Source organism: Vibrio sp. YQ_11 (assembly GCF_043103065.1).
GTDB classification, from domain to species: Bacteria; Pseudomonadota; Gammaproteobacteria; order Enterobacterales; family Vibrionaceae; genus Vibrio; species Vibrio parahaemolyticus.
Map to the genome: position 1 here is coordinate 280524 of NZ_JBICJM010000050.1, position 25369 is coordinate 305892.

The 25369-nt window shown below is 39.4% G+C and carries 18 protein-coding genes and 1 pseudogene; 13 read left to right on the top strand and 6 right to left on the bottom strand.

The genetic code is table 11. The features are described 5' to 3' along the window. Positions 1-57: 57 nt before the first annotated feature. On the bottom strand, positions 58-1596 hold the full coding sequence (locus ACF8EG_RS22990) for a bifunctional diguanylate cyclase/phosphodiesterase (protein WP_025630942.1): 1539 nt from the start codon (positions 1594-1596) through the stop codon (positions 58-60). 360 nt (positions 1597-1956) lie between these two features. Between ACF8EG_RS22990 and ACF8EG_RS22995 the strand changes: the two genes are divergently transcribed. The 7 genes from ACF8EG_RS22995 (at position 1957) to ACF8EG_RS23025 (ending at position 9915) form a co-directional block, all read left to right on the top strand. Then, on the top strand, positions 1957-3156 hold the full coding sequence (locus ACF8EG_RS22995) for an acetate/propionate family kinase (RefSeq protein WP_206925999.1): 1200 nt from the start codon (positions 1957-1959) through the stop codon (positions 3154-3156). A gap of 176 nt (positions 3157-3332) precedes the next feature. Further along, positions 3333-5129, top strand: coding sequence for a recombinase family protein (locus ACF8EG_RS23000; RefSeq protein WP_014234481.1), 1797 nt, complete (start codon positions 3333-3335; stop codon positions 5127-5129). Positions 5130-6058: 929 nt separating this feature from the next. Beyond that, positions 6059-6604, top strand: coding sequence for a hypothetical protein (locus tag ACF8EG_RS23005; RefSeq protein WP_025538535.1), 546 nt, complete (start codon positions 6059-6061; stop codon positions 6602-6604). Continuing rightward, the gene (locus ACF8EG_RS23010) at positions 6594-7982 is read left to right on the top strand and encodes a relaxase/mobilization nuclease domain-containing protein (RefSeq protein ID WP_025794811.1); all 1389 of its coding nucleotides are present in this window, start codon (positions 6594-6596) and stop codon (positions 7980-7982) included. Before ACF8EG_RS23005 ends, ACF8EG_RS23010 begins: the two co-directional genes overlap by 11 nt. Before the next feature lie 309 nt (positions 7983-8291). Then, positions 8292-9059, top strand: a complete 768-nt coding sequence (locus ACF8EG_RS23015; protein WP_025794814.1) for a hypothetical protein — start codon at positions 8292-8294, stop codon at positions 9057-9059. Positions 9060-9215: 156 nt separating this feature from the next. Beyond that, entirely contained in the window at positions 9216-9413 is a 198-nt protein-coding gene (locus ACF8EG_RS23020; protein WP_005376117.1) for a hypothetical protein, read from the top strand. Positions 9414-9543: 130 nt separating this feature from the next. Next, positions 9544-9915, top strand: coding sequence for a transcriptional regulator (locus ACF8EG_RS23025; protein ID WP_025789592.1), 372 nt, complete (start codon positions 9544-9546; stop codon positions 9913-9915). Between the two features lie 230 nt (positions 9916-10145). On the opposite strand, the gene ACF8EG_RS23030 is transcribed toward ACF8EG_RS23025, so the two are convergent. After that, positions 10146-11120 carry a hypothetical protein gene (locus ACF8EG_RS23030; RefSeq protein ID WP_224723971.1) on the bottom strand — a complete coding sequence of 325 codons (975 nt, stop codon included), beginning with the start codon at positions 11118-11120 and terminating at the stop codon, positions 10146-10148. A 273-nt stretch (positions 11121-11393) separates the two neighbouring features. Then, complete coding sequence (locus tag ACF8EG_RS23035; RefSeq protein ID WP_242536690.1) at positions 11394-14021, bottom strand: AAA family ATPase; 2628 nt, start codon at positions 14019-14021, stop codon at positions 11394-11396. 811 nt (positions 14022-14832) lie between these two features. Between ACF8EG_RS23035 and ACF8EG_RS23040 the strand changes: the two genes are divergently transcribed. The 4 genes and pseudogenes from ACF8EG_RS23040 (at position 14833) to ACF8EG_RS23055 (ending at position 18859) form a co-directional block, all read left to right on the top strand. Then, complete coding sequence (locus ACF8EG_RS23040; RefSeq protein WP_025789589.1) at positions 14833-15660, top strand: hypothetical protein; 828 nt, start codon at positions 14833-14835, stop codon at positions 15658-15660. Between the two features lie 832 nt (positions 15661-16492). Next, positions 16493-17128 carry a hypothetical protein gene (locus ACF8EG_RS23045; protein ID WP_025789588.1) on the top strand — a complete coding sequence of 212 codons (636 nt, stop codon included), beginning with the start codon at positions 16493-16495 and terminating at the stop codon, positions 17126-17128. Positions 17129-17154: 26 nt separating this feature from the next. Continuing rightward, complete coding sequence (locus tag ACF8EG_RS23050) at positions 17155-17658, top strand: hypothetical protein (protein ID WP_025789587.1); 504 nt, start codon at positions 17155-17157, stop codon at positions 17656-17658. A 265-nt stretch (positions 17659-17923) separates the two neighbouring features. Continuing rightward, positions 17924-18859, top strand: a pseudogene (locus ACF8EG_RS23055) (IS5 family transposase). 196 nt (positions 18860-19055) lie between these two features. Here the strand turns inward: ACF8EG_RS23055 and ACF8EG_RS23060 are convergent. From ACF8EG_RS23060 to ACF8EG_RS23070, 3 genes are all read right to left on the bottom strand, one after another. Continuing rightward, complete coding sequence (locus tag ACF8EG_RS23060; RefSeq protein ID WP_025789585.1) at positions 19056-20054, bottom strand: glycosyl hydrolase 53 family protein; 999 nt, start codon at positions 20052-20054, stop codon at positions 19056-19058. Between the two features lie 249 nt (positions 20055-20303). Further along, positions 20304-21311, bottom strand: a complete 1008-nt coding sequence (locus ACF8EG_RS23065; protein WP_025789584.1) for a LacI family DNA-binding transcriptional regulator — start codon at positions 21309-21311, stop codon at positions 20304-20306. A 78-nt stretch (positions 21312-21389) separates the two neighbouring features. Then, positions 21390-22493: an ABC transporter ATP-binding protein gene (locus ACF8EG_RS23070; RefSeq protein ID WP_025789583.1), complete on the bottom strand. Its 1104-nt coding sequence runs from the start codon at positions 22491-22493 to the stop codon at positions 21390-21392. 213 nt (positions 22494-22706) lie between these two features. On the opposite strand from ACF8EG_RS23070, the gene ACF8EG_RS23075 reads away from it, so the two are divergent. Both ACF8EG_RS23075 and ACF8EG_RS23080 read left to right on the top strand, forming a co-directional pair. Further along, on the top strand, positions 22707-23942 hold the full coding sequence (locus tag ACF8EG_RS23075) for an extracellular solute-binding protein (protein ID WP_025789582.1): 1236 nt from the start codon (positions 22707-22709) through the stop codon (positions 23940-23942). A 102-nt stretch (positions 23943-24044) separates the two neighbouring features. Further along, entirely contained in the window at positions 24045-25349 is a 1305-nt protein-coding gene (locus tag ACF8EG_RS23080) for a sugar ABC transporter permease (protein WP_025789581.1), read from the top strand. Positions 25350-25369 lie beyond the last annotated feature (20 nt).

Consider the following 25369-nt stretch of genomic DNA (forward strand, 5'->3'; position numbering starts at 1 on the left):
AGTTACATAAATTGTTGTAGAGATTGATTTGAAAGCCGAGCATTAAGCTCGGCTTTTTTATGCGCGTCGGGTATGACTTTGTTTGTCGTCGTGCTCGTTAACCCAATTAATCACTTCATTCAGCGGCAGCGCAGGGCAAAATAGGTAGCCTTGAATGATGTCGCAGCCTCTGCTTCTTAAAAAATACAGCGTGTCCATGTCCTGAACGCCTTCCGCCACCACTGAGTACCCTAAACCATGTGCTAGAGCTATCGTGTTCTCTACGATGGAACGAGAGCCTTCTGTGCGGTTTGCTGTGCACAAAAACGAACGGTCGATTTTAATTTGATCCACAGGTAGATCCCGCAATAAAGAAAGCGACGAGTACCCCGTACCGAAGTCATCCAAACTGATTTTAATACCCAACCCTTTAATTTGATGAATGAGTGGGTTGAGTTCCACAACTCTATCTATTGCCATGGTTTCCGTGATTTCCAAACTGATCAGATCGGCAAATTGCGGATTGTTTTCAAGCAGTTTCTCAAGACGATGGAAAAGAAGGTTCGAAGAGAGGTCTTTGGCTGAAAGGTTCACGTGTACAGGCAACTTAATGCCTTTTTCGATAAAGGTTTTGAGATCTTTTTCTACCTGGCCCAATACCCACATGGTGATGTTGTGGACTTGGTTGCTGCGCTCCGCGATAGGGATGAAGTCGTTGGGTGAGATAGTTTTCCCGTTTTCATCGTGCCAACGGATCACTGCCTCGAATCCGACAGCTAAACTGGTGTTCGCATCAATCAAGGGTTGGTAGTACAACTGAAACTCTTCTTTCTCCAACGCGCATTGAATGCGAGAGGAAATTTCAAGCTGGTACTTAGCTCCCACGTTCATATCATCATGATAAAAAGCGAATAAATTGCCGTTACGTTTGGCGTGATACATGGCAATGTCGGCATGTTTAATCAAAAGATCATTTGAGATCGCGTCGTAAGGATAGGTGCTTATCCCAAATACGACACGTGAAGATACTTGGAACTCTTCTAGGTGAAAGCGTGCAGAGAGGGCGCAATCTAGGCTTTCGATAAGTTCTGTGCCCGTTTTCTCACATGCGGAAGAGGTGAGAATGACAAACTCATCGCCCCCCACACGGAAGATCTTGTCGCTCCCTTTGAGCTTGTCTTGCAATCGTTGACCAATCTGAATCAGTAACTGGTCTCCGCAGAAGTGTCCCATCGCATCGTTCACTTGTTTAAAGTTCACTACGTCAAACAGAATGACAGAGAAAGGGTCGCCAGATTGTATTCTGTCATCAATCAGTTCGAAGCAATACTTGCGATTGGGAAGCCCTGTCAGGGAGTCATGAACCGCATTTCGTTTTTCTCGCTCCGCGACGCTGTGTAGCTCTAAGATGGAATCGTTGCTCCACTTGATGACTAAAACGACAAAAATACTGCCACCGAATAAGAGCAAAGAAACACCAGTTTCAAGCAGTGATGCCACTGGTTTTTTCATGATTGCGTGCAAGAAAGCAGCATACGCAAAAATGAAGCAACTTATTAACATCAACAGCCATGTCCACCCGGGTACCTCTGTTTTCGAGCAAATATTTTTTGTCATCTGCCATCCCCAGCAGAGCAAAATCAAACCTAAGATCACTAATAAAAAGGCTATTGTGGGCACGCTATTACCCCGAATTATTGATGAGATTGTTATTTTTATACATCCAATAAACAACGTAGCTCATAGGTTTGAATTTGTACAAATTGACTAATTCATAAATTAGCTTTAACAAATCATATTTTTTAGACTTCAAATAAAATCAAAACTTGCTATAGATCAACAAAATTTGTTCAATCAAATCGCTTTCACTAAAAGATTGTTGAAAGATTAAAAAATTATTGAATAATAGGGGAGCAAACAAGAAGTACGCAGCGCGGAAGCGCAATTACAACCTCTGCTCCACAACAGGATAACTACATGTCTAATTCGTTTGTACTGGTGATCAACTCTGGTAGCTCTTCACTAAAATTTGCAGTCATCGATTCCGTATCGGGTGACGCGGTGCTAAGTGGTCTGGGCGAATGCTTTGGTCTATCAGACGCTCGTATGAGCTGGAAATTCAACGGTGAAAAAAAGGAAATCTCCATCGAAGGTGACGATAGCCATCACAAAATCGCTATCGGCAAACTAGTAGGTTTAACCGAAGAGTTAGGTCTAGCTCAAGACATCGTTGCTGTGGGCCATCGTATTGTTCACGGCGGTGAGAAATTCACTAAAACCGTTCGTATTACTGAAGAAGTTACACAAGAAATTGAGAAGCTTGCAGACCTTGCTCCACTTCACAACCCAGCTGGTGCTATCGGCATCCGTGCTGCTGTTGAAGCGTTTCCAAGCCTTCCACAATTTGCAGTATTCGATACAGCGTTCCACCAAACAATGCCTCAACGTGCGTTCACTGGTGCAATCGCTAAAGAACTTTACACAGATTTCGGCATTCGTCGTTACGGGTTCCACGGTACAAGTCATTACTTTGTAAGTCGCGAAGCTGCGAAGATGATCAACAAGCCGATTGAAGAATCGAGCTTCATCTCTGTTCACTTAGGTAACGGTGCTTCTGTTTGTGCAATCAACAATGGTGAATCTGTAGATACGTCTATGGGCTTCACTCCGCTGTCTGGTCTAATGATGGGTACACGTTGTGGTGACCTTGACCCAGGCATCATTGAGTACCTTCTGAAGAAAGGTTGGTCTCAAGAGAAAGTGTTCAACTCACTGAACAAAGCTTCTGGCTTCTTAGGTGTTTCTGGCCTAACAAGCGACGCACGCGGTATTTTGGAAGCAATGGAAGAAGGCCACGAAGGCGCTGCCCTTGCATTCCAAGTGTTCACATACCGTGTGTCTAAATACATCGCTTCTTATCTTGCTGCGCTTGATTCATTCGACGGCATCATCTTCACTGGCGGTATTGGCGAGAACTCTATGCCAATTCGTCGTGAAATTCTGAAAAACCTAAAACTGCTAGGTTTTGTTGAAGATGCGAAAGGAAACGAAGACGCTCGATTTGGTAACGCAGGTGTGATTGCTACATCTGAGTTGCTAGGTGCGAAAGCACTGGTTATTCCTACCAATGAAGAGTGGGTGATAGCATCGCAATCCGTTGAGCTTCTAAATCAATAGTAGAGCAGTTAATTTAAACAACAAGCCACCAAATATGGTGGCTTTTTTATTTAATAAATTCAATAACTTAATGTGCTTTCCTGTATAAAGCCCTCTTTTTGTTGATCCATTTGATTAATGTGCAATAATCAATCCTGACAAAAAGTTATAGGTTATAGCATTACAGGCTGATTGGAATGGACGAAAAACCACGCATTGCACATATTTATTCTAGAGTTTCAAAGGGCACACAAGTAAAAGGAGATGGCCTACGGCGACAAATCGAAATAGCTAGCAAGTTTATTGAAGATGTAAACATTTCAAACAGCCGTGATGGTTTACCAGTGTATACACTTGCAGATAGCCCCATCTACGACAGGGGGTTAAGTGCGTACTTTGGATTAAATACAGATGAAAACGCGGGGCTTGGCGCATTCTTAAAAGCAGCGGAAAACGGACAGGTAGAAAAAGGTACGTTGCTAATTGTAGAAGCAATTGACCGTATAAGTCGCTTGCCCGTTGATGATGCCCGCGCTCTGTTTGCACGTTTCAAAAAGTACGGCATTGATGTTGCCATTTGCCGTTTCAACCTGATCATTTATCACGACAAAAGTAGTGACTTAGGTCAAGACCTGCTTATCACTACAGCAATACATTTAGCGCACTTAGAGAGTGAACAGAAATCAAAACGCATACGTGCCAGATTCACACACAAGCGACTATTAGAAAAAGAGGGCGGTGAGAGACGCACATCAATGAGTCCTAGCTGGATTGAATTAAGCAAAGATAAAACGCACTTTGTGTTGATACCTGAGCGTGCGCGAATTGTGCGCAAGATGGTAGATTTAAAGCTGCAAGGCTGGGGTGCTCATCGCATTACAGTTTATCTTAATGAGCAAGGATATCCTTGCTGGAACCGCAGCAATACTTGGTACACAAAGATTGTTGAGAAGTATCTAAAGATGATACAGCTTGTCGGCGACTTTCAACCAGTCGAGCATGTGCACGGCGAAAAGGGGGTGCGCAAAGAACCTGTTGGAGATGTAATAAAAGGCTATTACCCAGCATTGATTACAGAAGAAGAGTGGATCAGGCTTAAAGCATCTTTTAAGAGATCTGGAGGGCGACAAACGGGCGCGTTTTCAAATCTATTTAGCTGTATGCTTTATTGCCCAACCTGTGGTTCTTGCATGTCTTACTTTAAGCCTAATCGCGGGCGCATCAAAGTAAGATGTCGCAAGCAGATTGACAAGCAAGGCTGCGACCAACGCGCACTTAACTATGAAGAAATCGAGCCGCGATTAATTAAAGCGCTGGCTGGTTTAGATTACGCAAAGATTAACAACAATAGCTTTGCTAGCTTACAGAAAGAGCTAAACACGCTAGAAGCGCAGGTTGCAGAGCTAGAAGCAAGCGCTGACGATATTAAGACACAAATGCTTGAAGAGTCAGATCCTCGTATTATATCCGTTTATGTAAACAAGCTAAAAGCTATCTATACAGAGCAAGATAAAGCAAAAGCACGATTTGAAAAGCTATCAACGCAAACAAGCGACTATGATGTAAACACGCTTGAGCAGCTACAATTAGAGCGAAACGAGGACAGAGAGCGCTACAACGGCTTTGTGCGCTCATTCGTCAAGTATGTGATAGCATCGGATTCAAAGCTTGGTAAACCACTGCGTATAGTGTTTAAAAGTGAAGCTGTGGGTGAAGTGCCAGTATTCTTTAATGACGACAAAAATAACAAAGCTATTAGTGATATTTTTACCGCGCAGAAAGATGTAAACGAAGCTGCCCCAATACGACTAATCAACATGTCACGCGTGCATGGTAATTTAGGTAAACTAGCAGCTATTGATACTGTACCCGTACCTGATGATTTGGGCGACGCACTAGAAAGGATAAAATATCTTTTTGCAGTAAGACAAGCTGTACTACAAAACCCCGAAAAATGGCAAGCAATCGCAGATGACGCAAGGTTATTTGAGTAACTACCACCAACAGAGCACCGCAAAGCGGTGCTTTTGTTTCGTTTGGAAAAAACGCGAAAAAACCAATTATATACCCGAGATCATTGAGTAGGCAATTTTGCCTTTGAGCAGTATGTTTTCGTAGCTTGTTCAGTGCCGTGATATATCCTCTTACGAAGCTCGGGGTAATAGAGTAGGAACTTTGCTAAACCTCTTTCTTAGATTTCTGCTCAGGACAATAAATGATTGGTCATTGGGTAAAACATGATTTATTAATAGTTAATTCTGTTCTATTCAATGAGAGCTATGGAAACCGATTGGGTAGCTGAAATAATTTATTGTTACAACTGGAATCGTGCATATATATTTAATGTAAAAGTGTTTCTTTCCGTTCTTTTATGACGACTCAGGCTATGTTAATTATTGACTAATTCAATTGTAATAAATGGAATGATTTCAAAGGAGTAACTATTGTAATTATTATTTAATGAAAGATGTTTTAAATTATTATTCGATAAGTATTTAATATTATCTTTTTACTTAAAGGGTAAGTATTATCACATGCCATGGCACTTAATAGTTAAGAAGTTATGTAATTAATTTTAATAAAATAACTGTTAAGTCGATGATTGTAAGTTATTTTTTGGTTAACTCTAAAATTAGAGATATAAACTCATGATTAAAATTAAAAAACAGACGCTTGATTTAAATTTATATTGAATATTTTTAATATATTGTTAATATGATAAAAATACAACTTGAAGCAAGCTGTGTCTGCGCGTTTATTTGTCCCAAATAAAAACGCCGACAAATACTCCGCCCATTCTGGTTGGTTGCTCTAACCCCCTTCGGTGTTAGCGCTGGTTTATCATATGTTGTTAGTCTTAAATCTTAATAGCTATATCTAATTATTTGAGAGGTGAGTATAGATACAATAAAAGGTAATAATTATGAAACACGATATGTTAGACATTTTAAGAAGTGTAGGTGCAAAAGATTTTAGAGCTATTGAAACCGCCATTAAGACAGTAAAAAAAGAGAAATACAAACCTCGTAAAGAACCTGGTGATTTGCAGATTAAATCAGTAAAGACAAATCTCACTGAAAAAGAATATCAAGAACTAGTTAAAAAGCAATGTATGGCTGGTTATTCAAAGCTTTCAGCATTTACTCGTGACGTCATCAATAATGCTGTAAAAGTCAAACCCATCATTCTAGAGGCATCTAAAGAGTTCTTTACAGAAACTTCAGAACTCAGTGATCAAATTAAAACAATTGCCACCGATATTGAGAATAGTAAAGCTCTCACAAGAGATGAAATAGAAAGTACTCTTGTAATATTAGCGGGACTATTAAGAGAGTTTCAGGCAACTCGTCACTTGCTAGTAAATAGCTTTACTCAAGAAGCGGCTTATGAAATAGCAAAACAGCATTTAAGTGAAGACAAGCTTGTTCAGGCACTGAAAGAATTCAGAGGGTCAAGTCATGATCTATAAGGAACCTGCACAAAAAGGCGGTGAGCACACTGAGCAGACCGTAGACGCTCTCATAAAGTATGTGGCTGGTGACGATGAACGAGTGGCTAAATATTTAGTAAATTATGGTGCAGGAATCACTAAAAGCGCTGATGCAGTAACAGAATTTATTTATGCAAATAATATTATACATATCCCTGTAAATGCTAAAAACGCACCAGGGGAGATGTTAGATATGGCACTTGCGATAAGGGAGATGCAGGAGTCTATAAGGCTTAATCCAACCGCCAAACAGCAATTTAAGCACATGATTGTAAGCTTAGATACTAATGAGAGTTTAACTAATTTCCAATGGTGCAAAACAGCTAAAAAGTTGATGAATCATTTGGGTTACGCAAATTGCCGATATATTGCTTTTAAACATAATGATACCGATGAACAACATATACATGTAGTCACATCTACTATCGATATAGTAACAAGAAAACGCATCAAAGACTCTTATAGCAAGATACGAGCACAAGAAGTAATGAGGGAGCTAGAGATAGAGTTTGGTCTGCGACAATTAGTAAGTAGTAATAAGATTGGTTACGATTCCTATGCTGATATTAATGACGCTAAAATATTTAACAAAAAGGCTCAAATAGCTCGTCTGGTAAAAACTGGTATCAATAAGTTAAAGCCACGCTCTAATCTTGCAGAGTTTGTCACTGCTGTTGAATCAACACATTCAAGCCTCAAAGTTGAGCTACAAACAAAGAAGGGGGTTGCGGTGGGGATCGTATTTAATCTCGACGGAGTTCGAATGTCTGCCTCCCAGTTAGGTGGAAATCGAAAATATACACTCGGAAAGCTTATTGGAAACGGTATTCTACATGACGCCTGTAAGGACCTGAGTAACTATGAAGAAGAACTAGAAAGAGCGGCTGCGCACGCTCAAGAACAATCAGATAATGCGCTTAGAGTTTACGAAAGTAAGCAAGATCAAGATATGAGGAGTTATCTTGTGATGCTTTCTGTGAATGTTAGATATCGCAAAGAAGTAGAACAATTCATAGATGACATGAAATGGAATCTGAGAGCACGTAAAAGATTAAAAGGCGCTTCTGATGTCGTGTATGTCGTTGAGATGATTTCTATGCTTAAAGATGTCGAAATGGGTTTTGAAACAGTTATTGAAGCGCTATTTTTGGATACTCTTGATAAAGCATTTAGCTGTATCACTAAGCGAAAAACAATGGAAAATGTATTTGAAAATTTAAGCACAAAACAGATTTCTGAGAGTGACTATAAGACTTTTATTGCTACTGCTCATGTTGATATCTTACACAAGAATGATAAACCACAACGAAGTTCGGTGAACAAACTATTAGAAAGTATCATTAGCCAGGATCACTAAGGTATAAATAATTAGCCTAATATTTATAGCTATCATTAAATGTAATTATATCACTTTCTATATATAATTCACTAGTCATTATTTTTTAATTCCTCACTAATTATTAAAAATCAATGATTCGTCATAGTTAATAAATATTTTATTAAATTTACCCGTCAATAATAATTAAAATTAGTTTATTCGTAATAGATAAATTTTACGAATCAACCTGTTAAAATTATATTTTTTGTAAATTCCAGTTTGTTTACTTATATAAAGTTAACTGGTATCTTGTATTAAAAGATAAGAATAAATTGTAAGGTTTAAGTTATGGCTAATTATGCAGATGCAATGAATGTCGCGATTGATAAGAAAAGAAATAATATACTTGATGATGGTAAGAACTTCACTCCGTATCGACATAGGAAAGGAATGACTCTTTATCTTCGACTAAATATTAAAAGATGTGATGAAGAAGTAAGAAATGGCTGTCCTAAGAATAAGGTTGTCATTGTTGCCAAAAAACGTATTGATGACATTCCAAAGTATACATTTGAAGAGTTTCTAGAAAACGATGTAACTGAATGTGTAAAGTCAGGGGAGTATAATGTTACCAAAGGGGCTTACGACAAGTTTATAGCTAAACACAAATCTTATTATAGAATATATCATGAAGCAAAAGTGAATGAATGCCGTGGTTATTTCGATATTGATAGAGCTGGAATTAAGAAAGAGGCGGCAAAGATATCAAAGCCAATCCATGATGTTGCAGATATTGTTGAAAAGCTTGCTTTAGATGGTCTTTTGACTGCTGTAGAAGCACAAGATCTGTATCAGTCAATGTACAGAATTAAACAAGTATTAGACGCATACGTTATGCCTGATATTCTTTTTCAGAATATGCTTTTCTATGATAAAAAATTAACTGATAAAATTAAGACTTACAATCATTTATCTAACTTCAAAATTTCAAGTAAAGCAAATGCTGATCGTTTTGTTAAACACATGAGTAAAATAGACAGTTTTGAGACTGGTAATAGAGTTAAAAAATTAAGCACTGAAAGAAAGGTGTTAGAGTCTTTGTGTTCCAGTCTTTAATAAAACCTCATTGATATCTGCCAGATCAAAGATCTGGCTTTTCATATTATATTCAAGTGTCCATTTTTAAACATAATGGATGAATAGTATTGTTTTACTGAACATCATGGATTAGTATTCATCATATTCTGCTACCAACATGTAATAGGGATGATTATGAATGATGATATTCATGAGCAGCTTGGCGTCAATAAGTCATTTCTTAACGAAACATTTGCAATGATCCGTATATCAAAAAATGGTGAAGTTTGGGTGCAATACCAAGATAAGATGGATATACCATCAGGCTCTAAAGCAATTAATATTACAGCTGATGTTCTTAAAATTATTGCGCTTTATAAAAGTAGTGAGTAATAATAGTGCGGTTTAATGAAATTAGATTTAGATAATAAGGTTTGAGAAGTCGACTGTAATTTATCATTATTATCACTGTTTTCTCTTTCCATTAAAGGGAAGTATTATATTTTATAGATATGGACAGACTATGAAAGCTCGAATTGGAATAGCCGATGAAGAACTAGTTCGTAAGTATATGTTGGATGTTTCAGCTGGTAAATTAAACCATGTAGAAAATTTTCCTCATTTGTGGTTTACATCATTAACGGAGCTGGCCCAGGTTTTAACTAACGAAAATATTAAGCTTTTGTATATGATTTCTCGTGATAGAGCAAATAATGTAAGGAAGTTATCTGAGATAACAGGTCGCAGTGTCGAAGAACTTTCGATTTCTATTGACGACCTTGCATCTAAAGGTTTTGTTCGTATTGATAGGTGTGGAAACGAAGAGTGTCTTACAGCAATTTATACATCTTTTGAGGTCCTCATGGGTAAAGAACTGGAAGATCTGCTTCTATAGCTCATCAATTTTTAATACATGGAGTTGGTGCGCAGACGTGAGACTGGCGTTATATCGATGAGGTGTATTCGATCCCTGAAACGTGTGCAGAGAGCAATCGTTTACGTTACTAAATTGTAAAAATATGGCGACTTGCTTGAAAAACAACGTAAACGCGATCGAAATCACCGAAATACGAATCTCCCGTTTCTAAAGGGGGAGCTAAAATTAGTTGTGCAAGAACATCAAATCTAGTTCAGGGTTACTTCTTCTTGTAATCGCAAACAGAACGGGTTCATCTCAGAAAGAATGAATTCTTCAAACCAAATATTTACATCATCAAGTAACTTCAACCCTTTCTTGGCCGTATATACCGAAAGTAAGTCAAGCTCTTCAAGGTCGATCATCTCTTCAAGAGGTGAAGACCTTACTAAGTTATGAATCGATCTATTTCGCTCTTTACGCCACGAGTCCACATCACGCTTAAGATTCTTGGGTAAAAACTCATCACACAGTTCTGTGAGCTTTGCAAAGCTCTTTGTCCCTGCTTTTTGCCCTTTCAAGTACAAAACCAACGATAAACGGTCTGAAATGCAACTTTCTTCAAGAGCGATTGCTTCGAGATAAAATTCTTGGTTTATGGCCTCGTTGATACGCTCAACAATGTGCTTAGAGCGCTCTTCTTTCTTGATGATCGTTGAATAAGCAGAAAACTCTTCATCTGGGATGTGTCTTGAGATGTGCAAATTCATCACCATAGGCCTAAAGCTTGGCATAGAATCCAAGATCTCGGTGAATTGTTTCATAAAGGTATCAAGATATGTGTATGTATAGACGTTCTCACGCTTTAACCACCAAGAATAAAGCATATCCTTTTCGGTTCTTGGGATTTGAATAACTCGCTCTCCGATATGGGAAATATAATTGTGTATATTATGAAGAAAGAATGTGCAATGGAATAGAATCGTTTTCCCTTCTGGATACATTGCGTAGGCTTCTGGGGTCATATCATTAATATGAGTTTCAAAGACTTTCTTTTGTTCTACATGCTCATTTTCAATGAGTAAACACAGTGCATTGAGCAGATCTGTAGGGTTCTTTACATCAAAACCATCTAACCATAGTGATTCGAACAGCCCAAAAGCAAAGCTATAACCATCAATGTAACCATCTTTGAAGAATGTGTAGTGTTTGCGACTTTCGAGTTGAGCTTGTTGCTCTTCCAATGAGATATTCACTAGGTTCTTGTTCATTTCACTTCCTGATAATACGCCGAGATATCAAAATCAGACATTAGAAAATCTTAGTCTAGATGAACACGTTAGTTTAGTGAAGAACATCTACCCTAAGTCGAAGTAGGGCACTTTTTAGTTACAAAGTGCCAACTATGCCAACTATTAAGGTTCTGGACAATTCCGAGTTTGGATTTTTAAGAGATAACGAACACTCGAAGAAGATCAGATTGGGCAAAAACAAAACCTGATCCCATTTTCACATTTCTATACTTCTAGTGCTTTATCAAGAGCATCAAGTGATGAAACAATTGTTCCGACTGTTCCATTCTCAAACTCGACTCGATCTGTTTCTTCGTGTGTGCCCTTGTTCAAGTAGACCCAGTGTGGATCTTGACCGCCAACTCCAAGTAAAGAATCTAATGCAACAACAATATCTGCTTTATTTGGTATAGCTGCTTTGGACTTGTTTAATTTAGAGCGCAAGTTATCAGCTAAAGCTCTTAAGTCCCAAGGTGCATGGGGAGTACGCCTAGAAACACTGATTGGTTTATCTGTATTGTCACAATGCTTTCCATAGTGTAGCCATGCCTTTTCACAAAGGTGTTCCAAAGCTCTACGAGATGACATTAAAGCATCTCGATATTCAGCTTGCGCATATAACTCAGAAGCTGCCAAAACATAGTTTTTAGGGCGCTGAAGAGAAAGCACTTGAACGTGTCGTTCACCTTTTTGAGGCATAAAGATGTAGGATTCCGCGCTTTTAGCTGCTTTTGAACCTATCGTTTGATGTGTATCTTTAAAAAACTCCTCACCATGGCACGCCATAATAATTTGCTTGGCATTGAAGAACTCATCTTTAAATAAAGTTTCTCTGATTGCTTGTCTATGTTCGTCATCGATTGCATTAACTGGATCATCGAAGATCAACAGCGGACAATCCGTTTTGATGTTTTTGGCAAGCAATATCGCTAAACCTAAACAGCGAATGTGACCTTCACTGAGTACATGTAAAGCGTCGAAGTGTTTCTCAGGCTCTGCTTGGAAAGAAATCTTCAAGCGTTGGTTTTGTCCAAGTGGTAACTGAACTGCCGCTAGCTTATCGTTTGGAGAATCATAGCGATTGAATGCATTGTATAGCTCCGTTACTTTTTCACTCAAATCAGCAACTAGCTTAACTGGCAAAGCATTTTTATACGCATTAAGCTTCTCTACAAAGGATGCGTAGGCACTAACGATTTCCTTATTTCGTGCAACCACATGTTTTTCACCCTCAACACTAGAGATTAACTCTGCATTCTCCTGATCAAAACTAGCAATTGCTTGAGTTGCTTTTTCAAATGTTGTTTGAGCTGTTTGGCGGCGTGTTTGTAATACAGTTATGCTATTCGCAAAACCACGTAGTCTATTCAGTTCCTGCTGCTTCGCCGTTCTAACTTGGACTTGTTGTTCAATTGCGGTATCGCTTTGCTCCAATTGTTGTACTTGCGCTTCCAGATGTTGCCAAGCCGTATAACCACCTTGCGACGGTTGAAGCATTGAGTTAAACCACTTAATTGTAGGCTGGATGTTAGAGGCAAGTCTAAACTTATGAAGAGGGTTAGCTGTTAAACGATCACAGGAAACATTAATGACTTGTGATAGTTCCGCCAATGACTGATTAAGGCTCTGATAGTATTCTTGGGATTTAGCTTGTAAAACTGCAAGATGCTGTAGCTTTTGCAGCTCTTCGTCTGCATGTGCATAAGGATTCAGGGCTGTCTGTGTCAATGGAGTTTTACAGGCTGGGCACTTATCAGGGCTATTCGCTTGTAATTTAGATACTGATTCATACAACTGCTTAAATGATACTTGCTGACTGGCATTAACCAATTCTTGTTGGCTAGCATTGTAGTTAGCAAGGTTTGTATTGATTTCACTTCGAATAATAGCAAGCCTAGCTTGGGTCAAGCCGCTTTTCGCATATACTGGCTGTTGCAAATCAGTTTCCAATTTACTAATTAGCCCAGGGTTTTGATCGTCACCGTTTAGCTCTATCATCATTTGATTATAAGTACAGCCTAGACGATATTGTTGTGCCAGCGCAGCCTCTTCACCACCAAGCTGCTTCAAGTTGGTGTTGTTTTGTTCTATTTGTTGTTGATGTCCAACAAGAGTCTGTCGCTTAAGGTTCAACTGAACTGATTTTTCACCAACTAAATCAATATACTTACCATCGATTTCTGGTGAAAAGTTTTTTACGAATTCATTAAATGAATCTAACCCAAACAGTGTTGATATCAGCTCCATTTGTTTAGCTGGTGCCTGCGCTGCAATGCGAGAAAAGCTATCAATTCTGTTCTTTTCTACAAAACAGAAGCGATATAAAGATTCGTCAGGTTGGAGTACTACATCATTTCCTTGATGATCAACACCCAAGATCTGTGGTGGACTAAATGAGTTGGTATGAGCATTTTTCAGGTAATCATCCTGATTACGGAACCGCTTATTTTGCGCTTCTTCAACAGCACCTAGCAAACCATACTCTAACGCCTCGCAGAAACTTGATTTACCTGTACCATTTGGCCCGTAAATCAAAACAAGCAGACTGTGTAGGCTCAAAGACTCTTTTTTGGCAAAACCACGAAAAGGACCAATTTCAATAGACTTTAGCTGCTTGAACATTTTGCCAGCGTTACCAGTCTCGTATGTAACTTCTGCAATGGCATCTGAAAGGTTAGCCCACTGATTTGATGCTAGGCTAGCAACTTTCTTGACTCGTTTGCCTTGTGTCGTGCCTAATGGATAAACCTCTTCAAAGTGCGCAAAAACAAGATTTGCAACTTTTCGTACGCCTGCTGACACCTCCTCGGCATTCAATGTTTGCAAAAAGCGCAAATATTCATTTTTTATCATTACTATTCCCTACCAAACCAATCACAGGTTAGCTATTTTTAGTTTTAAATCTGTTCTAACTGCTCCAAAGTTCACTAACGTTGCAATCAAACAGGGAGGGGGCAGGTCTTGCCTTTGCCTCGATCATAAATTTTATTTATGCGATTATGAGCTAAGAATGAATGCTGTTCTCTCGAGCGTAACACAGTTTGGGCACTTCTGTGTTAAGAAGTGCCAACTGTGAAAGTGCTGGACATTTCTTTGTTATATGTCTTGTTATATTAGTAATCAATGATTTAACTTAGATATGGGAAACTCGTTTAGTTGAGTGTCCAGTCTGGCTGGAGCAGATCCTCCCTCAGCACGGTTCTGGATAAAAAGCATCAAAAGTTGCTTAACTTAGAGTCCAGTATTGATCAGCACCACAAAACCTATTCATTCGACTCCTGCGGCGCGAGCCGCTCATAATCAGCACTGCTTTCGCAGTGCATCAATCGATGTTTAATTCATAGTCAACAAACCATCTTTACCCTTTATAGAGGGTAGTCTGTCGTTTACCCCCGATAAGGGGTAAGACCGTTCCTTTTCAAGGATTTCGTTTTTCTTTTTATATATAAATGAAGTCAAAAGTAAATACTTTATGTTACTTAAGTTATTGTATTTTATAGTAATAATTCATTGACATAATGCTTTTGGTGAGTTCTAATGAAAATGAATGCTCTCTATCTCAATTTGCATAAAGATTGAGTTAAATAAACTAAATAATATCAAATAATTCATCACCTTAGAGGTGAAGGGAGGACTTTACTAGTATATAAATGGAGAAATAAAAATGGTTAAACAAAAAAACAAACTTATCCGTGATCTATGTGACTCAGCAAAACCTATAGTTGCGAATAAAACTGATCAGCGCATCACTGATGATGTGAAAGAGGGCGTAAGAGAAATCGTATCGAACTCTAATAACGACTTTATTGACACAGTAAAGTTGGCTTCAAGTCCCATTGATAGAGAAGATATTGATACAGAAAGAGTTAAGATTATTACTCACTTTCAAGAGGCTTTTCCCTGGGATTATGGAGACGGATTTAACGCCATTGTAACAGCTAGTATACAGAGTGAAGAGCATCAGTGGTCTGGTGACCTATTTGTTCAATTATACGATGGAGAATTCTCATCTGATTGCCAAGTTTCAGCCCTAGATTTAGATCACCAGAATTGTTTAATTTCTGACTATGATAACCTTACAGTATTCAGTTCATATACTGAAGAAACAATGACAGAGTTCTTTGAAAAAGTTATAGAAGCAGCAGAGATGGGGTTTTCTGAGGAGTATACTTTTGAAGCATTGCTTGAGGAGAGAACGGGCCTTGACGTTGAGGATTATGATTTCCAGGTAGCGGGTTGCGGTGTAGGCAATGACATCCGTTTAGAAAACTATAAAGCTGTCAATGGAGAACAAATTGTTTTAGTGGCTGTTGATAATCGAGCAAGAGCAGAGTTACGAATTAACCGCTTCAAACTTTTCGCGAGTAACGACGACTATAATGAATTTCTAGATGAGTGTATGAATCTAAACGGTAAACGATTGCAATGGAATGATTGGAATTATGCTCTAAACATATACCAACACATGGATAAACCAGATAATGATTGGTGATTTTCTAAAAGAGCATGTTTAGAAGTATATAATTAGTTACTATCAGTACTAGTAATAAAGCTAAAGTCATTCACTATGAATTGAATCAAACCAGGATTCATATACTGCTAAAAGCTAGCACCTATTCTTCGGTAAATCGACCCTGCGGGGTCGTAAATTGCGGCGATATCATCTGACGCCGCATTGCCTACTTCGGCGATAACCCTTGTGCTGTTAGGCATACAGTCTCAGTCCCCAAATCCGTTGTTTCATCCTTTTCTCATCCTAGAGTTCAAGAGCTACGCCGTGATACATATGGTGCGCAGGCCAAAGCACGAAGCACCATATCATTGTTTCGGTCAAAGCTATCCTTTAAGCAGCCATAACGAATAGTTTGCCCCCGTGATTGACGACCTTTAAGAGTGCCTTAAGTCACAGCCAAGCAAATCGGTCATTTGTAATCTGCGGCGAGAGCCGCTTCCCGTGAACGAGCACTGTTTACACAGTGCATTGGTCAATAATTGAATAGTTTTAATCAAACCAAAGTTTATAGTGCAATTTACCCCCTCTAGAGGGTAAGTCGGCTTTTACCCCCGATAGGGGGTAAAGAGGTTTCCTCCCACTAGTCCATGTTTCTTATTAGATATAAACAAGCTTAAAAGTAAATGTAAGTCATTGTTTTTAATGTAAATAGTGGTTGACTGGGCAGTTTTTATTGGTTTTAATATACCTGAAAACTCTCTATCTCTACTTGCGTAAAGATTGAGTTAAACAAATGAAACTATATTAAAAACATTCGTCACCCTAGCGGTGAGAAGGAGGGTATTACTAGTCAATAAATGGAGTAAATATTATGAATTTCAATGTAATTAAAAAGAACAGAAAGTACTTTGCTGCGACAACAGACAATAATAAATCTTGTAAGATTTTGATCGACGAGTGCTCAAAAGACTTAGAGTTAGGTGAGCATTTTCTTGCTGTTATAGATATCTCAGTTCGCTCAAAGTATGGGACTGATCTGATTTATAAGTTAGCAGCAAACGTAGAAGAACAAACTAAATTAGGCATTTGTTCTTTAAAATCAGCATATAACACACTGTTGATTGAAGAGTGCCGTAAACTCGGCGGTACTTGGGATAAATCTCAGGGCGCTTGGATATTTTCAAGTATTGTAGAAAAAGAAGTTGAAGAACTCGATCAAACCTTCAATAGCGATCTCATTACGATTGAGATTGAGGCTATCGAGGAAATACAAGAGCATGGCAAGGCGATAGAGTTTCTTGGGTATCCTGTTTGTAAAGCATTTAGTCGTGATTCAGGTGCTCGAATTGAAACTGGGATTGCATTACTATCGGGCTATTGTACTTCGGGTGGCTCAAAAAAACGATGGACAACCGTCTTGAGTGAAGGCGCGACTTTAAGGCTAAAGATCCCAGTGGATTTACTCAATATTTATGAAGACAAAAAATTTCAAGTTAAAACCATATAAATGATTCATAAATAAGAGTAAAAATAATGTCAAATCGCATAATAAATATTATCGAATTTAAAACTGAAGATCTTGCTCATGCAAGTTCCATTATTGAGTGCATTAGTAATGAAAATAATGAGTTAGATTTTAATAGGTTAATTCCTAGCCCTGAGTATCTGAAGGTTTTGGAAGGAAAGAATAGTTCTTGTCATGTTGAGCAAGACAGTGATTGGAATTATAAACATTGGTACTCAAAATGGAACGCTTGGCACAGTGAATTCAAGCTTGAGGAAAAATATGAATATGTTTACGGTAGAATTAGCTTTATTTCCTTTAATAATATGCCATACCCAATATTCATCGCGCTATCAGAGAAGTACCGTGAAATCCGCTTTAAAGTAAAATTTGCTGACCAATATGCTTTTGGTTGTGATTGTGGATTTCTAGTCTTCCAGAATGGACTGGAAATTGACTGTCATGTGTCACCTAATGAGTTTGAGTCAGATGAGCAATACTCGTATTGGCTAGATATCGCAATGAGTGTTTAATAATTTTTCAGCTCAATCGTTAGAGAGCAAGCTACCTCCCTCAAAGTCTAGACGCAGCTTGCTTTTTTAGCTAGATCAAAGTTTTACTTTGTGCAATCCAGCCTTTCCTTGACCACCAAAAAATCAACCCACCATCATTTGTGATATAAAATGTGCCTTTCTCCTTTTTGCTCATTTGTATGACAGTGTTGCCTTCAACGCCATGATCCAACAAAATCGATAAGCTAAGATCTGATCCACTATGTTTATCCAATAACTTAGCCTAATGCCGAAACCTCGCTACAAAACCACTAATTGGAATCAATACAATCTATCGCTTATTAATAGTGGTTCTCTGACATTCTGGATGGATGAAGAAGCTATTCACAAGTGGAAGCAGAGTAAACAAGGTAAACGTGGTAGACCTCGTCAGTTCGGCGACTTAGCCATTACCACTGCGCTTATGATGAAACGAGTTTTCTCAATGTCGTTGAGAGCATTGCAAGGGTTTATCGATTCTGTTTTTTCATTGGCTAACGTTCCTATAGTCTGTCCACATTACAGTTGTATCAGTCGAAGAACTAAGCAAGTCGAGGTTTTATTTAAACCAAAGACTAGAGTGGTAATACACAGCATCTAGCCATCGATGCAACAGGCCTCAGGTTTATGGCGAAGGTGAATTGAAGGTCAAGAAGCATGGTACTGACGGGAAGCGTAGAGTCTGGAGAAAGTTGCATTTAGCGGTAGACACCAGCACTCACGAAATCGTCGCGGCAGAACTGAGTTTATCTAATGTTACCGATGTAGAAGTCTTTTCTAACTTGCTCAAGCAAACACGCCGAAGAATTATTGAGATATCTGGTGATTGCGCTTATGACACAAGGGATTGCCACGATGCCATACGGATCAAGCGAGCTGTTCCACGAATCCCACCAAGAGAAAAGGCAGCCTTCTGGGAGAATGGTCACCCTAGGAATTTAGCGGTAGGTTGCCAGAAGCTCTACGGAGCCAACAGTAAGTGGAAAAAGTGGTACGGCTATCATAAATGCTCACTATAAGAGACAGCAATGTATCGAGTGAAGCAGTTGTTAGGTGGCCGGTTAAGCCTGAGAAACTACAATGCTCATACGCTATGATTAAAGCGCTGAACAAACTTACAGGGCTTGGTATACTTGAAACGCAGTGTGTTAATTGCTCAATTTCAGGCAGTTTGGTTCTCTGACCGAATTACGCAACAAAGCCCACAACATCATCAAAAACTGACTTTAGATACTCTGGATCTACTAAAAAATCATCTTATGATGAAATGATATTGTCAGTGTGGAAAGCGTTATAGAAACAATTATTAATTTAAGTTTGTTCTTTCGAATATGCCCCTCTAATCAAAGAGGGGCTTGAAAAATATTTTATGTTTTTACTCATTCAAGAAAGGCATCAAGAGCTTGAGTAGGCTGGCGCGTATTTGGATCCCATGCACCCAACGTATAACCTTGCCAACTATATGCCTGTGGCTCCCAATAGAAAATCCCAATGCCTTTATCTTGATTAACATTACGTACTTTTTGGATCATATCGGCAACGATAGTCTTTGCTTGAGGCTCATCCCAAGGCACGCCAATTTCAGTGATCATCACTTCCGTTCCGTAGCGTTCGACCATGTCATTGAGATTAGAGAGGCATTGATTGTTTGCTTCTTGCCAAGTAAGGCCAGTAGCATTCTTGGGATAGGACGATGCGCCAATAACATCCCACCAAGCACTGTTGGATTGTAAGCCATCAAGAATCCATCGGAAATTAGCATTGTCGTGACAGTTTGCTAAATGGACAATGACCTTGGCATCTGGGAATACTTCTTTGGCTGCGTTGCGTCCGCTATTAAACAACCATGCATAGTTACGCATGTTGCTTGAAGCCATTCCTTCATTCCATAGCATTCCGTTGTTGGTTTCATTACCGACTTGAATCCATTTTGGTGTGATACCTGCAGCTTTTAAGGTGTTGAGTGAGTCTCTAGTGTAAGACCATACTTGTCCCATTAAATCTTCGAAGCTCAGTTGTTGCCATGCTGCGGGTTTCCACTGGTTACCTGGATCGGCCCAAGTGTCGCTATAGTGGAAGTCAATCATCACATCCATATTCGCGTCTTTGGCCCACTGCGCTTTGACAATTACATCATTCAGTGAGCTGTAATAACCATCACTGGGGTTAACCCAGACACGAAGACGCACTGCGTTCATGCCATGGTCTCGTAATATTGAAAGGACATCTTGTCGATAGCCCCAATCGTTGTAGAACTCGTAGCCACTGTCTTCCATCTGAGTTATCCAACTAATATCCGCACCTTTAATAAAAGCGTGAGAATAGTTTGAGGCCACTAATGAGCCGAAGATGGCTAGTGTTTTTAGGGTATTGTTCATCGTTTCACCGTTTTTATATATTCACGTTTTAATTGTTTTTAAACGTAAATAATATAGCAAAGGATTTTAGTGTTGAGGTGATGTATAAAAGTGTTAGTGATTATTTTTATAAGGTGATTTATGTAGTTGTGATTGTGGGTAAATTATCTAAGTAAATTTACTTAGATAATTGTGATTATGATCCATCTACAAATTTATTAAGTCAATTTTATCATCCGTGATGTTAAAGAATCATAAATTAGCGCGCAGTTAGTTAATTTTAAAACTGTCTCGCCATATAAACTCATGACCAAATAAAACCGTTTTTTTGTATTTTCTGCCTTCCATTTTTTCAATAAACATATCTATTGCTACTTCTCCCATTTCAAACGGGAACAGTCGCATTGTAGTAAGGCTTGGACTCATATGTCGGGCTGACGAGATATCATTGGTGCCGATGACTTGTATATCGGTTGGAATGGTTAACCCTGCCTCATAAATGGCTCGATAAACACCAACGGCCACCATGTCTGTCGCGGCGTAGACCACGTCGGGAAGCTCATCGAGTTGTAGCATTTCTTTCATTGCTTGATACCCCGACTCGATGCAATACTCTTTACTTACTTTACATAGCGCATCGTGATACAAGCCGTTTTCTTTGGTAACTTTACGAAAAGTATGTAACCGCTCCTCGTTATTGCCAATAAAAGCAGGTCGTTTACAACGGCTTTTTAGTACATTTTGCATAACGTCATTGGACAACGCCAACCGGTCAATTAAGACTGCATCGGTTTTGCTACCTAAAGGGTTAGAATCAACAAATATGATATTGTGGTTAGCTTGATATAAGGTATCTACAATATGTTTGGAGAAATGTCCGACTGCAATGACGGCTGGAGCGTTTTCTATTAGATTTATATTAGTATCGATCTGGTCTAAATGGAGTGTTCTTAAATCGACTCCTTTTTCTAAGCATCGATTTTGAATGCCAGCACGAATAGAAGTGAAATACGGGTCGTCTATTTCCTGTGTCGGCGTTAAAAAGTTCAACATAACAACATCACGTACGCCAAATGGCTCATTCGTTTTGGTTACTTCATGATGAACAAACTGTTTTTTACTGCGTTTAGGGGATTGATAGCCAAGAGACTCTACTGCCTCCAAAATGGCCCGTTTTTTGTCTTCACTTACAGACAAAGTAGGGTCTTCGTTAAGAAAGCGAGAAATAGTGGAAGTAGAAATCTTCGCTCTTTGTGCAATGTCTTTAAGTGTAGCCAAAAGATTACCCTATATTGTTTTTATCGGACGGTCCTAGCATGCCAAAGAGCATTCTGAATGCTCTTTGGCACTAAAGCGCTAATGTGTTGATTGTACAGAATCAAATTTAATGACGTTTCCATCAGGTTCAAAAATGTGTAAATGGGAAGGTGATGTAAATAGCGAAATTGACTCACCAGGCTGTACTTGTGTGTCCCCATGATGAAGGTATTTGAAGTCATCCACGCCGCCACATTGGCCAAAGATGTAAGTCATGCCTCCCAGTCTCTCGACCACTTCACATTGGAATGCAAGTGTGATCATATCTGGATTTGTCGTGAGGTGTTCTGGTCTAATACCTAACGTTAGATTTTTACCTATTTCAACCTGAGCTGTTTTTATCGGTAAAGTGATTGAATGACCCACATCTAGACTCACTGTTAAGCTCGTTTCATCCCAAGCTTCAACGGTACAAGGAAGAAAATTCATTTTAGGCGAGCCAATAAATCCGGCAACAAATCTGTTAACAGGGTTATGGTAGAGATCCATTGGTGAGCCAACTTGCTCAACTTTACCATCACGAAGCACGACGATTTTATCTGCTAATGTCATGGCTTCGACTTGGTCGTGCGTTACGTAGATCATGGTTGACTTAAGTTCTTGATGTAGCTTTGCAATATGTAGACGCATATCCACACGTAATTCTGCATCAAGGTTTGATAGAGGCTCATCGAATAAAAACACTTTAGGATCTCTCACGATAGCACGACCGATAGCAACGCGCTGACGTTGCCCGCCTGACAGTTGGGCTGGTTTACGATCAAGTAGATGTTCTAACTGTAGTGCTTTACCAACCAGCTGTACTTTTTTATCTCGCTCTTCTTTTGGAACTTTGTTTACTTTTAGTGAGTAACCCATATTTTCTGCAACAGTCATATGCGGGTATAGAGCATAAGACTGGAATACCATAGCAACCCCTCGTTCTGATGGTGGAGTGTCGTTAACGACATTTCCCGAAATAGATATTGCTCCATCACTGATGTTTTCTAGGCCTGCAATCATACGCAAGAGCGTTGATTTTCCGCAGCCAGATGGACCAACAAACACCACAAACTCACCTTCTTCTATCGACAAGTTTACGTTGTGAATGGTTTGGGTATCGTCAAAACGTTTTACGACATTGGATAACTGGATCGAAGACATTTTAATTCCTCTTAAATGATAATAAATAAAGTATGTGATCTAATTCGATTTTTATTTAGTAAATTTTATTCTCACTTGTCTGATTAATCACAATAACTGCTAGCTTTAGTGATTTAAATCACATCAATGAATAGCCTGTATGGAAAAAATAACACAAAGGAGCATATTTGCACCATAAATTATTTTTACCAAAACGAAAAGGCGTGAAACTTTATGGATAATAATAAATTTAGTAAAAAACTATCTGCTCTTGCAGTTACCGCTCTATTTTGTTCGCCAATGGCGTTAGCGCAGCAGTCCTTATTAGTCTGGGAAGACATTCAAAAGTCTTTGGGTAATGAAGAGGCGGTCGCAGCGTTTGAAAAGAAACATGATGTGAAAGTGAATGTGCTTGAAATGCCATATGGCGGTCAGGTCGAATCTCTGCGCATGGATGGCCCAGCAGGTACTGGCCCTGACGTCGTCTTGATCCCACATGATCAGATCGGTGGGGCGGTTATCCAAGGTTTACTTGCTCCAATTCAGGTCGATAAAGCCGTTACCGATACATTTAGTCAATCTTCTATTAACGCATTGACTTACAATGGCGTGCTATACGGCTTGCCAAAATCCGTTGAAACCGTATTTATGGTTTACAACAAAGATCTTATTGCTGAGCTACCAGAAACGATGGACGAAATATTTGAGCTGTCTAAGAAGTTTCGCGAAGAAAATAAATACGGTTTGCTAGCAAAATGGGATGAGCTTTATTACACCTACGGAATTTTAAACGGTATGGGTGGTGATGTTTTCGCTAAAAAAGACGACGGTTCGTATGATCCTAATAAAATATTATTGAATACTCCAGGGGCAGTAGAAGGCGCGAAATTCATTCAGAAGTTCTATGACTCTAAAGTATTCCCTACAGGCATCATTGGTAATAACGGGCTTAATGCTATCGATTCACTATTCACGTCGGGCAAAGCAGCGATTGTTCAAACTGGTCCTTGGGCGCTCCAGCCTTACAAAGAAGCAGGGATCAACTATGGTGTAGCCCCACTTCCAAAATTGCCATCTGGTGAGCAAATGGGGTCATTTATGGGCGTGAAGAGTTACAGCATTTCCACTTTCTCGAAAAACAAACCATTAGCGCAAGAGTTTATTACGTTCGTCAATAACTATGACAATGCGAAGCGCCGTTTTGAATTAACTGGAGAGGTTCCGGCAGTGACAAAATTGGTAGACGATCCTGTTATCAAGAATGACCCAGGTGCAAGTGCAGTGGCGATGCAATCCATTCACGCTACGTCTATGCCTTCCATTCCTGAAATGAACGAAGTGTGGGGCCCTGCGAACAGCGCACTTCAGTTGATTGCAACGAATAAACAAGATGCGAAAAGTGCACTCGACTCTGCAGTAGACAGCATCAATATGCAAATAGAAGCTAACCACGCAATGATGGGCCAATAATTTAAAGATATTGTTCTGGCGAAAGCAATTGTCGGCCCTATATAACCATCTTGGGCTGGGGCTGACAGACGCCAGAAGTTTTCCGAAATGGAGTTGTAAGTGATGTCTGACATGAGTGAACATTTTGAGCATAACTCGGGGCTGTATCGATCCCAACGGTTTACTGCCTCTTTATTTTCAGTAATTCCTGGCTTTGGCCAGTTTTATAATCGACAGTTTGTAAAAGGCATGATGTTCTTCATCTTGCTAACAAGTTTTTATGCAGTAACTCGTGATTTTATTTCCCACGGTATGTGGGGGCTTGTCACACTTGGCGAAAACCTACCAGAGGACAACTCAGTTTTCCTACTCGCAGAAGGCATTATTGCTTCGCTAGTGGTGGTATTTGGTTTAGCGGTTTATGTACTCAGCATTAATGACGCCTACAAAAACGGTCAACTGCTTGATGAAGGCCGCCCACTGAACTCACTTCGTGTTCAGTATCGCAATGTCATCAATGCTGGCTTCCCGTATCTGATGATAAGTCCGGGTTTTATCCTTTTAGTCTTTGTTGTTGTGTTTCCGATCATCTTTGGTTTTGCGATTGGTTTTACTAACTACAACCTTTACAACTCACCGCCTGCGAAGCTGGTGGACTGGGTTGGATTGAAGAACTTCTTCAACATTTTCCAAATTAACTTGTGGCGTAACACCTTTATCGATGTGTTGCAGTGGACGGTCGTTTGGACATTAGTTGCATCAACATTGCAATGTACAGTCGGGGTTCTTTTGGCGATTCTGGTTAACCAAAAAGACCTTAAATTTAAGCCTCTGATCCGTACTATCTTTATTCTTCCTTGGGCGGTACCGGGCTTTGTTACCATCCTTATTTTTACCGGGATGTTTAACGACAGCTTTGGTGTCATCAACAACGTGATTCTCGACTTCTTTGGTATTGAGCCTAAAGCTTGGCTGACAGACCCATTCTGGACGAAAGTCGCGCTCATCATGATCCAAACCTGGTTAGGTTTCCCATTTGTATTCGCCATGACAACGGGGGTTCTACAGGCGATCCCTAATGATCTTTATGAAGCTGCGACGATGGACGGTGCAAGTAAACTCCAGCAGTTAAGAACCATCACTTTACCGCTGGTTCTGTACTCAATCGCTCCAATTTTGATTACTCAATATACGTTTAACTTTAACAACTTCAATATTATTTATCTGTTTAACAATGGTGGTCCTGCTGTCATTGGTAGTAACGCGGGCGGCACCGATATCTTGGTGTCATGGATTTATAAACTGACGATGTCCTCATCGCAATACGGTATTGCATCTGCAATCACTTTATTACTGTCGATTTTTGTTGTGGGCATTGCTCTTTGGCAATTCCGTATGACCAAGTCATTCAAAGAAGAAGCGAGATAAAAATATGAGTATTAAACGTA

Bases quoted from the DNA above. Each gene is read 5' to 3' on its own strand.
- ACF8EG_RS23080 (WP_025789581.1), top strand. From the start codon at position 24,045: ATGTCTGACATGAGTGAACATTTTGAGCATAACTCGGGGCTGTATCGA.
- ACF8EG_RS23025 (WP_025789592.1), top strand. From the start codon at position 9,544: ATGAAAGCTCGAATTGGAATAGCCGATGAAGAACTAGTTCGTAAGTAT.
- ACF8EG_RS23015 (WP_025794814.1), top strand. From the start codon at position 8,292: ATGGCTAATTATGCAGATGCAATGAATGTCGCGATTGATAAGAAAAGA.
- ACF8EG_RS23035 (WP_242536690.1), bottom strand. From the start codon at position 14,021: ATGATAAAAAATGAATATTTGCGCTTTTTGCAAACATTGAATGCCGAG.
- ACF8EG_RS23000 (WP_014234481.1), top strand. From the start codon at position 3,333: ATGGACGAAAAACCACGCATTGCACATATTTATTCTAGAGTTTCAAAG.
- ACF8EG_RS23040 (WP_025789589.1), top strand. From the start codon at position 14,833: ATGGTTAAACAAAAAAACAAACTTATCCGTGATCTATGTGACTCAGCA.
- ACF8EG_RS23070 (WP_025789583.1), bottom strand. From the start codon at position 22,493: ATGTCTTCGATCCAGTTATCCAATGTCGTAAAACGTTTTGACGATACC.
- ACF8EG_RS22995 (WP_206925999.1), top strand. From the start codon at position 1,957: ATGTCTAATTCGTTTGTACTGGTGATCAACTCTGGTAGCTCTTCACTA.
- ACF8EG_RS23020 (WP_005376117.1), top strand. From the start codon at position 9,216: ATGAATGATGATATTCATGAGCAGCTTGGCGTCAATAAGTCATTTCTT.
- ACF8EG_RS23045 (WP_025789588.1), top strand. From the start codon at position 16,493: ATGAATTTCAATGTAATTAAAAAGAACAGAAAGTACTTTGCTGCGACA.
- ACF8EG_RS23050 (WP_025789587.1), top strand. From the start codon at position 17,155: ATGTCAAATCGCATAATAAATATTATCGAATTTAAAACTGAAGATCTT.
- ACF8EG_RS22990 (WP_025630942.1), bottom strand. From the start codon at position 1,596: ATGACAAAAAATATTTGCTCGAAAACAGAGGTACCCGGGTGGACATGG.
- ACF8EG_RS23075 (WP_025789582.1), top strand. From the start codon at position 22,707: ATGGATAATAATAAATTTAGTAAAAAACTATCTGCTCTTGCAGTTACC.
- ACF8EG_RS23005 (WP_025538535.1), top strand. From the start codon at position 6,059: ATGAAACACGATATGTTAGACATTTTAAGAAGTGTAGGTGCAAAAGAT.
- ACF8EG_RS23010 (WP_025794811.1), top strand. From the start codon at position 6,594: ATGATCTATAAGGAACCTGCACAAAAAGGCGGTGAGCACACTGAGCAG.
- ACF8EG_RS23060 (WP_025789585.1), bottom strand. From the start codon at position 20,054: ATGAACAATACCCTAAAAACACTAGCCATCTTCGGCTCATTAGTGGCC.